This is a genomic window from Belliella pelovolcani (genome assembly GCF_900156785.1).
In the GTDB taxonomy this organism is placed as follows: Bacteria; Bacteroidota; Bacteroidia; order Cytophagales; family Cyclobacteriaceae; genus Belliella; species Belliella pelovolcani.
Window position 1 is genome coordinate 205,331 of the sequence record NZ_FTOP01000004.1, and the last position, 16,624, is coordinate 221,954.

A 16,624-nucleotide genomic window follows, 5' to 3' on the forward strand; every position below is an offset into this window, starting at 1 on the left:
ACTTAGATTTTCTTTTCCATGACAATATCATCCATCACAAATCCATTTTCAAGGGCTATTACTTCACGTTTGATTTCGTAAAATCCTAGAGCTAAATAGGCATGTATAGCTTTATTATTGAACCTATTGACATTCAGGTAAATGGCATCAAGTTGATTGACCTTTGCAATTTTTTCAACCTCTGAAATCAATTTTTTACCTACGCCATGTCCTTGCGCATCAGGAAGAAGGTAAATCTTATGAATCTTAACCTTACTAGAATCAGCACAATTGAGCTCATAAGAGCAGTATCCTATGTATTTGGAATGTTCTTCGGCTAAAAGAAATACATGCTTTTTGTCTTTAACCTGAGACTTTAATGAATCTAAGGTGTACATCCACTCCATCATGTAATCAATCTGACTTGGAGTCAAAATATCCCTAAAGGTATATGGCCATGTAATTTGAGCTATTTTCTGAACTTCTATTAACTGGCTTTCTGTAGCTTGGTAAATCTTCAACATGTATTGTGAAAACAAATGATGTTTAAAGCTAAATCCATTTTCTGGATTTTGGAAACAAAATCCTTTCACGAAATATATTTACCTTTAAGATTCATCCTATTTGTTCGCAATGACCATTCAGCAAAAAATAAAAAATCAAGCTTTGAATTCTGAGTTTGAATTTCAAGCTTCAAGAAGTAGTGGACCTGGAGGTCAAAATGTAAATAAGGTCAATTCCAAAGTTCAACTATTTTTTAACATTCAAGCTTCACAAATACTTTCTGAGGAAGAGAAAGAATTATTGCTTGAAAAGTGGCTAAATAAAATCGACTCTACTGGTAAAATAATGTTCCAGTGCCAAGAAAAGCGTTCTCAAAATCAAAATAAGGAAATTACCATACAGAAGTTTTATGATGCTTTATCCAGTGCATTTGAGAAAAAGAAAAAAAGGAAGGCTACTAAACCAACGAAATCAGCTATAGAAACAAGGATAAAAGCTAAAAAAAGTACCTCTCAAAAAAAGCAAAATCGAGGGAAAGTGGATTGGTAGATATTGATTAATTAATTATTTGATCCTTTATGAAAGTTTTGATTATCGAAGACGAAATTGAAATTGCAGAAGCTATCCACAATTACTTTCTGGGTTCTCCTGTGGTATGTGAAATAGTGACCAATGTAAAAGATGCTTCTGAAAAAATAGACCTTTATGATTATGACTGTATTCTGCTGGATATTGGTCTTCCCGATGGGTCTGGTTTTGACATTTTGGAAGAGATAAAAATCCGTAAAAAATCTGACAGCGTGATTATTATTTCGGCGAAAAACTCCTTAGATGATAAGCTCAAAGGTTTAGAAATTGGAGCAGATGACTTTCTTACCAAGCCATTTCACATGGCTGAATTGGCCATGAGAATCACTGCTGTTACCAGAAGAAAAATGTTTGATGGGAATAATATCGTAGAATTTGGAGGCATCACCCTAGATTTAATCAATAATACTGTCAAATATCAAAATGAAAACTTGGACTTAACACCTCGTGAATTCAGACTCCTGAGATTATTCCTTTCGTCTCATCAGCGTGTTTTATCCAAAACAGCCATTGCAGATCATCTCTTAGGAGAGCAGGTTGATTTTGTAGATAGTGACAAACTTGTATATGCCCATATTAAAAACTTGAAGAAAAAATTGCAACAAGCAGGTTGTCCTGAATATATTAAAACAGTATACGGTATTGGATATAAATTCAGTATCGATTGATGTACAATTCAAGAAAGTATCATGAAACTTTTAGATAAATCATTTAAACCATTTGTGATGATGACTACCATTTTGGTTTTGGTCAGCATTCCTTTGTTTTATTTTGTAGTCGTTTATATATATACTGTAGATGCTGATCAATCACTTATAAACAACAAATTACGTGTAGAGGATCAGCTCAATCATCTTCATATGCATCCAAGAACAGCAGTTATAAGAATCAGGCTTCTGAACGAATTGGATATTGGATATCAAATAATATCCATGGATACTTTTCCTGCTGAAAGGGGTGATCGGTTTTATACAGCAGAAAGATTTGACCAATATTCAAACAGCATCAGGCCATACCGATATTTGGAAACAGTTATTGATATTTTTGACAAAGAATATCTATTGAAAGCCGAAGTCGATATGGAAGAGTACTTTGATGTAATCCCATACACTACGGCAGTTGCAGGGCTTTTTTTCTTTTTGATACTAATTGGATATTATTGGATCAATAGAAGCATAGCACGAAAAGTCTGGCGACCCTTTTACAAGAGCATAGATGAATTATCGAATTTAAATATTCAAAATGGACAAACGCTTAGCCCTATTGAATCAGATATTGAAGAATTCAAGAAACTTTCTGATAATTTACTCTTTTACACCAATAGGAGTCACTCTGCCTACATGCAGCAAAAAGAATTTACTGAAAATGCCTCACATGAATTACAAACTCCTTTGGCTATTATTCAGTCAAAAGCAGAATTACTTATACAATCTAAGTTGACAAAAGAGCAATTTGAAATCGTTGACCAAATCAATTTGGCTGTCAATAGAATGAATAGGTTAAACAAAAATTTACTTCTTTTGACCAAGCTAGAGAACAAGCAGTATCTAACCAATGAAAATGTAAATTTATCTGATGTAGTCAAAGAAACTCTAGAGCTTTATCAATCTAATTTTGAAAGCAAAAATTTGAGTAGCTATGCTGAAATTAAAAATTCGATCATTATAAAGGGGAATATTGCTTTAATAGAGACATTGATAAATAGTTTATTGACGAATGCTACCACTCATAATTTTGAAAATGGAAAGATCAAAGTTTACCTCAATAGTAAATCTTTGATCATTCAAAATACGGGGAATTCAACAGCTCTTGATAAAAATAAGATTTTTAAAAGATTCAATAAAGACAATAAAAACTTAGCTGGGAGTGGCTTGGGACTTGCTATATGCAAAGAGATTGTACAATTGCATGATTTTAAAATAAGTTATAGAATGATCAATGATTTACATTCTTTTAAAATAACCAATTTTACGCCTATTACTGAAACAGTAATTTAGGATAGCTTTTAAAGCTTTTTGCCAAATTTTAATACTGTTTGAGTCATATTTTTAACATCTTCTAATTTTCTTCTAATTTGTTTTTCAAATTTAGAGCTGAATTCGCTTCACACTGAATCCGCTCTATGGGAAAACTTCTACGCATTATACTTATCCTCACCTTAAGTAGTTCATCTTTTGCTATAGCACAACAGTATACCATCAGGGGCCAAATTACAGATGCTAAAAGTAAGGAAACGCTACCATTTGTGACAGTAATGGCTGGCCAGAATGTCTATGCTTTGGCTGATGAAAATGGTAGATATGAGCTGAAAATAAGCGCTACTTCCGCTCGAAATATAACCTTGACTGTTAGACTAGTGGGTAAAAGAACAGAAAGAATAGAGCTTACACTCAACCCAAGTCAGAATGTCATTACAAGAGATATAACCCTTCAAGACAACGACAATTATATGTCGGAAGTGGTCGTCACCGCAGAACGAGACGATGAAAATGTATCTGTTTCTGCTTTCAAACTTGATAAAGATGTCATCGATCAGTCACAGGCAAATAGTCTTGGGGAATTACTACAATTGATACCTGGTCAGGAAATTCGAAACCCCGATTTGCAAAGTGCCCAAGCTATCAATTTCAGATCTGCCAATACAGGTCAATCATCTCTCAACAATTCCTTTGGAATTTCTATAGTTATGAATGACAATCAGCTGAATAACAATAGCAATATGCAAGGAAGAAACCCTATTCAAACAGGCGGGTTCAACTCGCTTGGAGGTAGCAATAGTTTCAGATCCAGTTCATTTGAAGGTGGCGAAAATCCTGGTGGTGGTTTTGACCTCAGGCAAATCTCAGTGGGGAATATTGAAAAAGTAGAAGTCATCCAAGGCGTGGCATCAGCAAAATATGGGGATATGTCCAATGGTGCTATTATCATAGAAACATCTGCTGGTCAAGCCCCCCTTAACTTTTCCTTGAGGCAAGCCAGAGCTGATCAGAATTTTCAATTATCCAAAGGATTTCAGCTATCAGAAAGACATTCCATATTTGCCAATATTGATTATTTGAATAGTCGTCCTGATTTGAGAGATGCTGTCAAATCTTTCAACAGAGTAGGGGGAGGATTGATGTGGAGCGCATTCATAGGATCTGGTAAATTGATCAAAAATACACTGGATTTAAAATATAACACTACTTTAGATGATTTTAGGATAGACCCAGACTTTGCCACCGAACGAAGGGTATTATATGAAAGAAGAGGTCAAACCGTTTCAAATAGAACTTACTTCAATTTAGAAACCCCGATTTTTGACAATTTCAAAACAGTTTTTTCTTACAATGGAGGTTATGATTATTCCTTTGTTGAGCAGTTTGTCAATCCTGGTGTATTGCCAGTAACAGGATTCTTGGGCGAAGGTGTAAATGAAGGTACATTCCATCCATCTTCTTATAGAACTACTAGAGCTATTGAAGGGAAACCTGTAAATATTTCAGCCAGACTTGACTTTTCAAAAGCCCTGGTCTACAAAAATACAGATCATAATATTTCATATGGGTTCACATACAACTTTAATGGTAATTATGGTGAAGGAAGGGTGTTTGATCCACTTAGACCACTCAGAACATCTGGGGTAGTTTCTCAATTTGGGAATGAAAGACCCTTAAGCTACAGAGAAATAAATCCCTTTTTAGAGCAGTTTGGGTTTTATATTGAAGATGGCATCAAAGGAGAGTTTTTAAATAAAGGATACAATCTCAACCTTGGCCTCAGGGTTGATAACCAATTCAATAATTGGAGTTTTTCACCAAGGATCAATTCAAGATACAATGTCAATGAAAACTTAACTTTAACTGGAGCATTCGGAATTAGCTACAAAGCCCCTGGATTAATTCACCTCTTTCCTGGCCCACAATTCCAAGATATTCCTTTGATCAATTTCTTCAATGGACGTGAAATAGAGTCACTCTACCTGGTGTATACCTATCAAAGGCCAAATGATGCTTCTCAAGTCAGACCCATGCAGGCCTACCAAAGAGAAATTGGGGCTTATTTCAAAAAAGGTTTATTCAATGTAAGTGTGACAGCATTTTTGAACGAGAACAAAAATGGGTTCTCTGTAAATACAAATAGAGTTGGCCTAGATGTGCCCCAATATGAACTGGTAGAAGTCAGAGAAAATCAAAGACCCATCTATCAACCAACAGGCGAAGTAAGGATAGTTCCAGTCACAGAAAGACAGGTAGTAAATGGAAATTATGATAGAAGTTATGGCTTTGAAGTAGTAGCCGCTACCAAAAAAATAGAAGCTATCAACACATCTTTCAGCTTGAATTTATCTTACTATGATAGTTATTATTTCAATGATAACCTGCAATATCTGGAACGAACCAACTTTCAACCAGGAGATCCTTTTTGGTTTGGAGTTTATTCTGGTACACAATCCCAAGGAGGAAATGCAAATGGTCTATTTACAATCAATCATCACATTTCAAAACTTGGCTTGGTCATGGCACTAAGAGGACAAGTTTTTATATATAATTATCAAAGAAGCTTTCCTTCCACTGATCGTGCAGTTGGGTATTTAAATGGCAACATGGAATTTGTAGAAATACCAGAATCCGAAAGAGACAGTCCATTCTATGATATCTTAAGCCGAACAGAGCAACAGGGTAATTACTTCAGAAGACCAGAATTCACCTACTTCAATGCTCACTTCAATTTAAGCAAAAACCTTGGAAAAGGAATTCGCTTCTCCTTCTTCGCTAACAATTTCCTAAATATTCGACCGGAATTATTGGATCCTATTACTGGAACTTTCCTCAGCTTCCTCAATCAGGATCCCTATTTCGGTCTTGAATTAAGATTTACTTATTAACTTAAATACACACCTATGAAAAATTTATTTTCTAAAATTATGCTGGCTGGAATTGTAGCCTTTTCACTAGCATGCTCTGAAAGAGACGATAGTCCAAGAGTAGAACCAACTGATGTAACTATACAAGTCAACCATAGTGAAGATTTCGATCAAGAACCTGCTCAAGGTAGTAAGGTTACTTTAAGAAATACTACGTCTCAACAAACTTTTGAAGGTGAAACCACAGCTGATGGATCAATCATCTTTGAAGCTGTTCCGAGTGGAATATATGATATCAGCGCTACTATCACCATGGATGCTGAGGCATTCTTTAATTTTGCTGGATACCTTCCTGATGGAGAAGAAGTAGTATTTAACGCCAACCAAACTGCTGTACCCATTAATACCACCGCTTCATCTTTTACAATAGAACTTCTAGCTGGTAGACTTGGTAACCTTGTGATCAAACAAGTATATGCTGCTGGATCTGATAGAGTCGACGGAGCACTCTTTAGGGATCAATTTATAGAAATTCATAACAACTCCACAGAAATTCAATACATGGATGGTCTATACATTATGGGCGTATTGGGAAGATTGGCAAATTCAGTTCAAGACTTTACTCAACCCGATGGACAATGGGATTGGAGCAAATCTGTTGGAATGAATGCAGAAGGCGATCCAAATACCGATTATGTATACTCCAAGTGGTTGTATCAATTCCCAGGTTCTGGACAACAATACCCAGTAGAACCAGGCGCTAGCATCATATTAGCTGCTACTGCTGTCAATCATAAAGCTCCTTTTGAAGGAAACGACGGTAATACTATTACTGTCAATAATCCTGACTTAACAGTAGATCTAAGTAATGCAGATTTTGAAGTATATCTCGGTGACGATGTACCTACGCCATTGGCTTCTGATATTGACAATCAATCCGTTCCAAATATGTTAAATATCCAATGGCAAGGCACTGATTTGATTTTAGATAATAGGGGGAGAGAGTCAGTGGTAATATTTGCTTCTGATGTTGATGTCAGAACTTTTCCGAGATATGCCACGCCTAATTCACAAAATATCACAAACAATACCGTTTTAAGATATCAAATCCCTAAATCACTGATCATTGATGGTGTAGAAGGACAAGAATCTCCTACTAATCAAGTTCCAAAGATGCTTCCTGTTGATATTGATGCTGGATTCTTCTATGTACCAGGTGGTTCTTTTTCCTCTGAAGCAGGATTTAGATTGACAGCCAATACTTTTGGTGACAGAAGAGTGATGAAAGATTCTAATAACTCTGAGAATGATATTATAGGGAAGAAAGCTGATCCAAAAGGGTTTGCAGATTAAAACTATCCATTCAAAAAAGGGGGGATATTTCTCCCCCTTTCTCTAATCTAAAACGGAGTTCTGTTCTCTATTTATGAAAAAACTATGCTACATATTAATCCTTATAAACTTGAACTTTTCGGTTCTTGCTCAGAATTCTGAGTGGAATGAAAAACTACTCTTGAAAAGCACTCAAGTGTATTTGGATCAATTCGCGATCCAACCACTTCGGTCGACCTTGATAGGGCAGGAGTTTGGGTTTAGTGGTGCGTATTGGGATTATACAGATGGCGAATTTCATACTGTCCAAATGCCAGAAAAAGAACGAAACTATGGTTTTTTTAGCTATGGTAATAGAGAAGTCAAAGGTTGGTTAATAGAAGGATACTTCCGGTATCAAAATCAAAAGCAAGACAGTGTAGGGTGGAAGCAAACGAGAAATGTAAACGAAACTCCTTATTACTATGGCAATATTAGGAGAGGAAATTGGAGAAATGAAATTTTCAATTCCTACATCAATGCCAGCAAGTTTTTCTTTGGAGATAAACTAGGAATTGGAATTGGTGTAGACTACTCACTGCAAACCCACAGCAGAGGTAATGACCCAAGGCCTTTGATTAATTACTATTTAATCAAACCAAAGGTACAAGTCTCCTATCGGTTTATTGAAAATCATCAAATAGCGGCAGGTGTACAAATCTTGAGTGCAAAGGAAAGAGGATCTGTATCTAATTTCAATCAAAGCAATGATAGCTTTGGACGCTCAGAATATAATATTTATACCATGATGGGAGGTGCCTCTTTCAATTTACTAAGAAGACCCAATTACGAATTATTTGATGAAGGTTATGGCATTTCAGCTGCTTATTATTACACTGGTGAAAACCTCAAAATAAGCAATGAATTCAATTACTCCTTGACCCAAAAACAATTCAATAGAAGAGGGGTAGAAGGATCTCAAAGAATTTTTGAAGAAATCGGCTTTTATGATATCGACATAATCGAAAATAAAATCTTTGTAGAATACCAGAATCAAAGCAGCGTAATTCAAGCAGTAGGAAAGCTACAAGTCAGCCAAGGGACTGATTTCAATAACCTATTGGTGGGGAACAACTTCCAGCAAGATGATTATAGTTATGGCTTGGATATTTTCTATACCTTCAAAAATCTGAATAATTTCAATTTATACTCCACGATTAATCATAATACGCATGCTATGCGGGATTTTAATGCAAGTCATGCTTATGAAATCATCAATTTTAACTATGGTATTGGTGCTCAAATCCCATTAAAGGCTTCCAAAAAATTGACACTCTATCCAGAACTTTCAATCAATTGGAACCAGAATTTGGATCAAGTTGTAAACATCATTCCCAATCAAATCAATGTCGTCAGTAGAAGCATCATGATTCCAAATATTGACTATTTCAGTTCTGAATTTAGACAAATCCAGGCAACACTATCAGCTAGATACAGCTTGGGAAAATTTGATCTTAACCCAGTCATATTTGGTAACTTCAACAATTTTCAACCATTAACTACACTCAATTCAGACTATTTTGAAATAAGGAATACACAAAGACAGACCATAGGATTCAGCATCAATTTTATCCATTGATTGTCAAACCCAAATAATTTAGAGTTATCAAATGACTAAGCGTAAAATCATCATATTATCTACCATTACTTTGCTGACCTGCATAGGATGGGTTCAAGTCTCTCAGAAGTATACATCGGACCAACTCAGACAAATTTATTCTCAGCCATCTGAATATTGGCCTGAGCCACATGTAGACGAGGATGTTGAATTTAGAGAAATTGGCTTGATGCCTGATAATCTATACAGAAATGTAGATTCACTCAAGCCAGTGATTGAATTAGGCAAAGTGCTATTCTTTGACCCTAGATTATCTTCATCAAATCAAATCAGCTGTGCTACTTGTCATGATCCCGAGTTAGGCTGGTCTAATGGACGATCACAATCTGTAGGTCATAATCATCAAGTTGGAAAAAGAAACTCTCCAGGGCTAAACAATATTTGGCAAACAGAACCTCTTTTCTGGGATGGTAGAGCTGCCACTCTGGAAGAACAAGCCTTGATGCCTGTGGAAGATCCGATAGAAATGCACCAGAAAATTCATTTTTTACCAACGAAGCTTTCCAAAATTGAAGGATACAAGAAATACTTCATAGAAGCCTTTGGAGATGATTCTATTACAACAGAAAGACTTTCCTCTGCTCTTGCTTATTTCCAACGATCCTTAACAAGTCGTACAAGTGACTTTGACCAATTTATGAAAGGGAGAAAAGATGCACTTTCTGACGAAGCTATCCAAGGAATGCATTTATTCAGGACAAAAGCCCGATGCATCAATTGCCATAACGGACCATTTTTTACCGACAATAAATTTCATAATCTAGGCTTACACTTCTATGGAGGAAGGTTTGAAGATTTGGGTAGATTTGATTTTACAGGTGACCCAAAAGATATTGGCAAGTTTAAAACTCCTTCACTGAGAGATGTAATGTATACAGGACCATGGATGCACAATGGCTTCTTCAATGATATCATGGGAATCATGCAGATGTATGATAATGGGATGGCAAGACCCAAACCACGACCTGGAATGGAAGATGATCCAAACTTTCCTGAAACATCACATTTACTCAAGAAACTAGACTTGTCACTGGAAGAAAAAGAACACTTAATTGCCTTTCTTCATGCACTCTCTGCACCAAATTTTAGAATGACAAGACCTGAAATCCCTAAATAAAAAGAAAAGAGGCTGTCTCTACATACGAGTCAGCCTCTTATAATTTGAATCAATATAAAACTCATCTCAATCCATCCCAATTGATCAATGCATTCCAAACCATAGGCGCATCATGATGATTGAGGAATCTATGCAATGGATCGAATGTGAAGGCTAAAACATTGCCTCGACCAACAGGCACATTGAATATAGTTCCATGACCAATGATCTCTTGTTCATTCCTTACCATACCAGCAACTACATAAGGCTTTGATTTTTCTTCCTTAGCTTCCACCTGCTCACTTTTAGGCTTATCAGGCATCCCAAGAATTGGTCCTTCGTAAGGAATTTCATCTTTCAATGGCTTGCTTCCATACTGCACAAGCATCAAATCTCTGTTGTATTTGTTCGTTTGCAATAATGGACCATTCCCTCTAAAAATTGAAAACTCCTCTGGATATCCATTGACAATTGGTGAACTGGATTTTCTCACTTTTGCCATCACAATAGACCCCGGATGGAATAAACTACCCGAACTGACTGGACTCAACTCAGGTGCAAGACCCAATTCCGCCATGATAGCTGCACTATTTTCTAAGGCTATCAGCAAGCCGCCATCTTGTACAAATTTTCTCAAATGCTCTATGCCGCTAAATCCAGGTCCACCTGTCATATCACTGGTAGAAGCGGGAACCCCATGGCTCGGGAATTCGGCTGTTTGGGTATAGGGCATAGGTCCAAATTTGCTGTCTACTCCATTGATGAACATTTTTGCATTACCTCTTACGCGAGGAATCAAGATCACATCATACTTGGATTTCAAGTTACCAGCCTTCAACTCGTCCTTATCTATAGAAGTATAAGGAATTCCTCTCTGTTCAAAAGTAAACCTTGACCAGCCTTCATCTTGAGTATTGTACCAAGTATGGTAGATGGCCACTCTCGGAAGATTGATTGACTTCTGTTCAAACCCAGCGAAATTTGCTGGACTTGCTTCAAAATCCAACTCGAAAGTTTCTGCTAGCTGCTTGATTTGGTTATTATTTGTCTTCGTGATCAATAAAGATCCAGCCGGATATGATTTGCCATTAATGATTTCTGATTGCTTCAAAACCGAGATTCCAGCATTCTTATTCTCTCGTTTCAGTGCATATAAAGCTGGAAGGATATTGTTTTGAGCATGATAAGCAAGGATAAAAGCATTACCGCTGCCTTCCACTTTTCCAGCATATTTTACCTCTTCGGTTAAAAGTTTATAAGAAGATAGGTTTTTGCCATCTAGTTCGTACAACACATCTACCTCAACTCCATATAAATTGGGTAGGGTCCAAGCAATGGCATCATAAGGAGGAAATTTGGCATCTTTTGGGTAAGCTTGAGGAGTCATCAGCGAAACCAAAAGATTTCTATACGGCTGCTCAGATAAAATCAAGTACTCCTCTGCTGCTTCATGTACTTCTATTCCTTGAACCATCAATTGATTGGCTAAATAAGCAGCCATAGCAGGATCTCTTTGCGATTTGGCAATCGTAAAGGCTTTAGGACCTTCTGTTCTTCCTTTTTCTACACTATTGAATCCCTTTTTATAAAAATTTCGAAGCAACATTTTCCCATTATTGGCAGCATAAGAAAGAGAAGCAAGCACCCCAGTTTGCGTATAATTGATATTATTTCTAAAAGACCATAATACTTGTGGAGTAGCAGGATCCGGCCTATACCATTCTTTGGAAGTAGCGAGATCACCTGCATAGCGGGAGGTAGACAGATCTCTCAAATAAGTATCCGCTCCTGCATTACCATAAGTTTCGTAGAAACGACCGTTGGAATTATGGTTATTGGCCACCCATATACCATATCCAGGCCACCAACCATCATAAAATGCCCAAGTAAAAGCACCTGGCATCCCTTGCGCGGCCACCTCTGCCACATCATGATTTCCCATCACCTGCCATTCACTTTGTGTAATCGGGTCTACAAAGTCATTGTAAGGTCCTGTACCAGTAGAGATGTAGAGTAGGGGAACAGATTCATGTAAATCCAACATGACAGTTGGGTGAAATTCAAAAAAACCTTTGAAGATGGATTTGGTGATTGCTTGAGATACTTGTAGACCATCTCTATTATTGTCATGAAATACATACTTACCCCAATAAGGAACAGATCTTGGGAATCCATCATCAAATAATTCCCTTCCTTTGGTGTATCTGTAGTACCAATCCACTTGCTTGTCCCAACCATCAGGTTCAGAAACAGGATTGATCACTGTAATGATATTTTCTCTAATTTCTTTGATTGGTGTAGCCTCAGAAGTCACCAAACGATAAGCTAGTTCCATTAACATTTCTGGGGCACCCATCTCAGTAGCATGCATTCCTGCACTCACATAGTAAATCGGTTTAGCTTTTTCGATGATTTTTTCGGCCTCTTCCACACTGGTCTTCCTAGCATCAGCCAAAAGTGCTGTTTGTGTTTTGTACTGATCTAAATTCTGGATTGAACTCTCATCTCCAATGACAATCAGATAGAATTTTCTGCCTTCCTCTGTTTCGCCCATTTCCTGCATGTGAACCATGGGGGAGGTTGCTGCCAATTGCTGATAGTAGCCATAAATCTCAGAAGTTCTATGAACATGTCCTTCTGCACCAATAATATGTCCAAAATGCTTCAAAGGCGAAGGAATAGTAGGATGATCGACAAGATCCAGTAAAGACTGAGGCAAAAACCGCTTATCCGTAGTAAAATCCTTGATCTTCTGATTGTAAACCTGATCTAATTGCTGAGCAGTAAGCTGACTCAAGCATAAAAAAAAGACTAAGAGCAGGGCAGCGTTGTAACGTTTTTTCATAGTGAATTAGTTAGTGATCATTCAATCTACAAAAAATCTAAACAATCAGATAAGGCATTTACATGAAATCCATTCAAAATCAATCAATGGTCAAAATATGTCAATCATCGAATACCCAGCAATCTAAAAGGTAATAAGAAAATATTCCTGATCAAATCAAACGATAGATTGATCGCAAATCCCAATAACCTAAAGGGAAGGAACAAAAGCCAAAGGATAGGATAAAGGAATAATGCCAATATGGCAATAGGCCAACAGATGATCAAGAGTATCAACCAAAGTAGAAATGTCATCATATTATATTTTTTTTAGATCTATTCACAAAATAGCTTCCAAACTTAAAATGGATGTTCTAATGCAAATTTTCATCATTTCAACATCCGTAGATGTCCTATTTTGGACACTTTTATTTGCAGTTTCGGACAATTTCAGATAAACTGATCAATGTCATACTTTTAACTGATTGACATTTTGAATTTATGACTGTAAATTCTGCAAATTTGAGCAAGAACCAAATAAGGATGCTGAAAACCTTTCAAATAGAGCAAAATGAATTCTTGAAGGAAATCGGAAACATTGCCAGGTTTACTGGTAAGTTCTTCAGAACAGTCATCAAGCCAAAGCAAGAATACAAGGAGTTTCTCAACCAATGTTTCTGGATCGGCTTCAAGACATTGACATTGGTGGGCATCACTGCATTCATCATGGGTTTGGTATTGACGATTCAGTCAAGACCAACTTTAGTAGAATTTGGTGCTGAATCCATGCTTCCAGCTATGGTTTCTGTATCATTGATTCGAGAAATCGCCCCAGTCATTACCGCTTTGATCTGTGCGGGTAAGATCGGCTCTGGAATCGGGGCTGAATTAGGATCTATGCGCGTAACAGAGCAAATTGACGCCATGGAGGTATCAGGTACCAATCCATTCAAATACCTGGTGGTAACACGCGTAATGGCTGCAACACTGATGGTACCTGTCTTGAGTAGTTTGGCCAATGCCATTTCGCTCTATGGAGGTTACCTAGGTGTAAATATCAGAGGTAGTGTCAGTTGGAACCTTTATTGGTTTCAGGTATTTGATGCTTTAAGTTTTGGGGATTTGTTACCAGCTATTGTCAAAACTTTCTTCTTCGGTTTTGCTATAGGCATCATAGGTTGCTACATGGGCTATTATTCCAAGAAAGGTACAGAAGGCGTAGGGCGTTCCGCTACGACTGCTGTGATTGTAGCCTCATTATTAGTCTTCATCCTAGACTTGATTGCTGTACAAGTGACAGATTTATTGGGTTTGACTTGATCGATATGAAGAAAATAGCACCCATAGTAGAAGTCAAAAATCTTTATAAATCATTTGGAAGCAATCATGTGCTCAAAGACTTCAGTATGGAGGTTTCACCTGGCGAAAATATCGTAGTCTTGGGTAAATCTGGTTCAGGAAAATCGGTTCTGATCAAGTGCATCATCAATTTGATTCAAGCAGATAGCGGCATACTCAAAATCCTCAATCAATCAATCCAAGATATGGGTGAAGATGAAGTAGATCAACTGAGGTCAGAAATTGGGTTTCTCTTCCAAAGCAATGCCTTGTATGACTCCATGACTGTCAGGCAAAACTTGGAGTTTCCTTTAAGAAGACACTGGAGTGTTGAGCAGAGAAAACAAGGCGCGGAGAGAGCTGTACTAGAAGCTTTGTCAGATGTAGGTCTTGCACATACCATAGATATGATGCCAGCAGAACTTTCAGGAGGTATGAAAAAAAGAGTAGCCCTAGCAAGATCTCTTATTCTCAAACCTAAGGTAATCCTTTACGATGAACCAACTACAGGACTAGACCCGATTACTTCAAGGGAAATATCAGAATTGATGGTAAAGGTCCAAAAGAAATACAATGCAACATCAATCATTATTTCGCACGATATGAATTGCATTCGCATCACTTCCAATCGGGTGATCATGTTGATCGACGGGAAGAATTATGCAGAAGATACATTTGAAAATTTACAAAAATCAACGGATCCTAAAATCCGTGAATTCTTCGACTAACCATGAAAGAAAAAAATGAATTAAATAGCGCCAAACTCGGACTCATGGTCATCTCGGGAGTCCTTTTTCTTGTATTTTCCCTCTATATGATTGGGAAAAACCAAAACCTTTTTGGTTCTTCTATTGAGGTCGTGGCTGTGATGGACAATGTCAATGGACTCGTACCTGGCAACAATGTGCGATACAAAGGGATGGATATTGGTACTGTAAAATCTATCGATATGGTCAACGATTCCTCAATATTCGTTTACTTTTTGGTCAAAAGAAAAATGCAGCCAAACATCAAGCAAAATGCGCTAACTTCTATCAATACAGATGGATTGATGGGAAACAAAATTCTTCAAATCATTCCCCAAGATGGAGATGCTAGACCAATAATGGAAAGCGATACACTGTATCCCCAAAATGTCTTGAGTACTGATGAAATGCTCAAAAGGCTTGGCTCTACGGGAGATTATTTTGAACGCATCGCGGTCAATCTCTACGATATCACCAATAAACTCAACCAAAGCGAAGCATTATGGCAAGTACTATCGGATCAGGAAATGACAGCTGATATCAAAAGCACCATCAAAGAACTCAAACAAGCTAGCCAAAATGCAACCACCATGACTAAATCGGGGTTAGACATGTTGAAAAAATTAGAAATGGGTGAGGGGATGGTTCATACTGTATTTACAAATGAAAAACTAAGCGAACAATTGATAGCTTCTATGGATAATGTCATGCAAACCAGTGAAAACGCTGTCACCTTGATAGCTGAAATCAGAAACTGGTTGACTGAAATTCAAGAAGCAGAAGGAACAGTAAACCTAATTCTTCAAGATAGCACATTAAAATCTGATATTCAACAGACTATGTCGAATCTCGAAGCAGGAACTGACAACTTCAATCAGAATATGGAAGCCTTAAAACAGAATTTTCTATTCAGAAGATATTTCCGTAGGCTGGAGAAAAAAGAGTCGGGCAAAATCAAATGAACTAGTTTTTATCATTCCACATCTTCAAACCTCCTTCAAATGCCATATGGTTGTTGCCTAATCTACATTTCTCAGGGACTTTGCTTAGGTGCTTGGAATTACCTCCACCTAGGACAATTTCATCAGGATTGAATGCCTTTTCGAAACGTCTGACAACATAATTCACATGCTTATTCCATTTGACCAAGCCTAATTTTTTGAATCCACGCTTGCCTACATAATCTTCAAATACACCCTTCTTGTAAGACAAATGCGCTAATTCCATGGGAACCACATGACCCTCACTGACCAAGGCCGAGCCAAGTCCAGTACCCAAGCCTAAAAATAACATGGTACCCTTGTCATAAGAGCCAAGTGCTTGCATGGCCGCGTCATTGAGGATTTTAACAGGCTTACCAAAAGCGGACTCAAAGTCAAAACCTCTCCAACCACCACCTAGATTGACAGGTTCAGAAGCAATTTTTCCATTTCTGACCACTCCTGGAAATCCTATGGAAATCACTTCAAAATCCCAATCTTCAGTGTACCGCTTCACTTCAGCGACCATAAAACTAGGATTCATAAAATTTCCTGATGGGATTTTTCTTCTTTCCTCTCCATTATTTACCCTAACCTTCACATTGGATCCACCGATGTCTATGACAAGTATTTTCAAAATTGATGCGTTTATAGTTCTTCTAGCTAAAACTAAATCAATTTTTCTTTATATCCAATCTAGTCACTAGACTTAAAAAGCTCATATTTTCAAAGGAT

13 protein-coding genes are annotated in these 16,624 nt (G+C 37.3%); 10 read left to right on the plus strand and 3 right to left on the minus strand.

Going from position 1 to position 16,624, the window contains the following annotated elements; translation table 11 throughout:
* Positions 1-2 precede the first annotated feature (2 nt).
* Positions 3-503, minus strand: coding sequence for a GNAT family N-acetyltransferase (locus tag BW935_RS06815; RefSeq protein ID WP_076499839.1), 501 nt, complete (start codon positions 501-503; stop codon positions 3-5).
* 109 nt (positions 504-612) lie between these two features.
* Here BW935_RS06815 and arfB point away from each other — a divergent pair, with 109 nt between their 5' ends.
* The 7 genes from arfB to BW935_RS06850 all read left to right on the plus strand — a co-directional run bounded on the left by arfB (position 613) and on the right by BW935_RS06850 (position 10,023).
* Positions 613-1,032, plus strand: a complete 420-nt coding sequence (gene arfB, locus BW935_RS06820) for an alternative ribosome rescue aminoacyl-tRNA hydrolase ArfB (protein ID WP_076499840.1) — start codon at positions 613-615, stop codon at positions 1,030-1,032.
* Between the two features lie 29 nt (positions 1,033-1,061).
* Positions 1,062-1,739, plus strand: coding sequence for a response regulator transcription factor (locus BW935_RS06825; RefSeq protein WP_076499842.1), 678 nt, complete (start codon positions 1,062-1,064; stop codon positions 1,737-1,739).
* A 21-nt stretch (positions 1,740-1,760) separates the two neighbouring features.
* Positions 1,761-3,068 carry a sensor histidine kinase gene (locus BW935_RS06830; RefSeq protein WP_076499844.1) on the plus strand — a complete coding sequence of 436 codons (1,308 nt, stop codon included), beginning with the start codon at positions 1,761-1,763 and terminating at the stop codon, positions 3,066-3,068.
* Positions 3,069-3,193: 125 nt separating this feature from the next.
* Positions 3,194-5,938 (plus strand): TonB-dependent receptor, encoded by a 2,745-nt coding sequence (locus tag BW935_RS06835; RefSeq protein WP_076499846.1) that lies wholly within the window; start codon positions 3,194-3,196, stop codon positions 5,936-5,938.
* Positions 5,939-5,953: 15 nt separating this feature from the next.
* Complete coding sequence (locus tag BW935_RS06840) at positions 5,954-7,270, plus strand: DUF4876 domain-containing protein (protein WP_076499848.1); 1,317 nt, start codon at positions 5,954-5,956, stop codon at positions 7,268-7,270.
* A gap of 109 nt (positions 7,271-7,379) precedes the next feature.
* The gene (locus BW935_RS06845) at positions 7,380-8,867 is read left to right on the plus strand and encodes a DUF6850 family outer membrane beta-barrel protein (RefSeq protein ID WP_139325511.1); all 1,488 of its coding nucleotides are present in this window, start codon (positions 7,380-7,382) and stop codon (positions 8,865-8,867) included.
* 31 nt (positions 8,868-8,898) lie between these two features.
* On the plus strand, positions 8,899-10,023 hold the full coding sequence (locus BW935_RS06850; RefSeq protein WP_076499852.1) for a cytochrome-c peroxidase: 1,125 nt from the start codon (positions 8,899-8,901) through the stop codon (positions 10,021-10,023).
* A gap of 61 nt (positions 10,024-10,084) precedes the next feature.
* Here the strand turns inward: BW935_RS06850 and BW935_RS06855 are convergent, their stop codons facing one another.
* The gene (locus BW935_RS06855) at positions 10,085-12,847 is read right to left on the minus strand and encodes a M14 family zinc carboxypeptidase (RefSeq protein ID WP_076499854.1); all 2,763 of its coding nucleotides are present in this window, start codon (positions 12,845-12,847) and stop codon (positions 10,085-10,087) included.
* A gap of 521 nt (positions 12,848-13,368) precedes the next feature.
* Between BW935_RS06855 and BW935_RS06865 the strand changes: the two genes are divergently transcribed.
* The 3 genes from BW935_RS06865 to BW935_RS06875 are packed head-to-tail and all read left to right on the plus strand — an operon-like array spanning position 13,369 to position 15,871.
* Positions 13,369-14,145 (plus strand): MlaE family ABC transporter permease, encoded by a 777-nt coding sequence (locus tag BW935_RS06865; RefSeq protein ID WP_076499938.1) that lies wholly within the window; start codon positions 13,369-13,371, stop codon positions 14,143-14,145.
* Positions 14,146-14,150: 5 nt separating this feature from the next.
* A complete protein-coding gene (locus BW935_RS06870; protein ID WP_076499858.1) occupies positions 14,151-14,891 on the plus strand; it encodes an ABC transporter ATP-binding protein in 741 nt (246 codons plus the stop codon).
* A gap of 2 nt (positions 14,892-14,893) precedes the next feature.
* Positions 14,894-15,871, plus strand: coding sequence for an MlaD family protein (locus BW935_RS06875; RefSeq protein ID WP_076499860.1), 978 nt, complete (start codon positions 14,894-14,896; stop codon positions 15,869-15,871).
* A gap of 1 nt (position 15,872) precedes the next feature.
* Here BW935_RS06875 and BW935_RS06880 read toward each other — a convergent pair whose 3' ends face one another.
* Positions 15,873-16,526: an ROK family protein gene (locus BW935_RS06880; protein WP_076499861.1), complete on the minus strand. Its 654-nt coding sequence runs from the start codon at positions 16,524-16,526 to the stop codon at positions 15,873-15,875.
* Between the last annotated feature and the right edge of the window lie 98 nt (positions 16,527-16,624).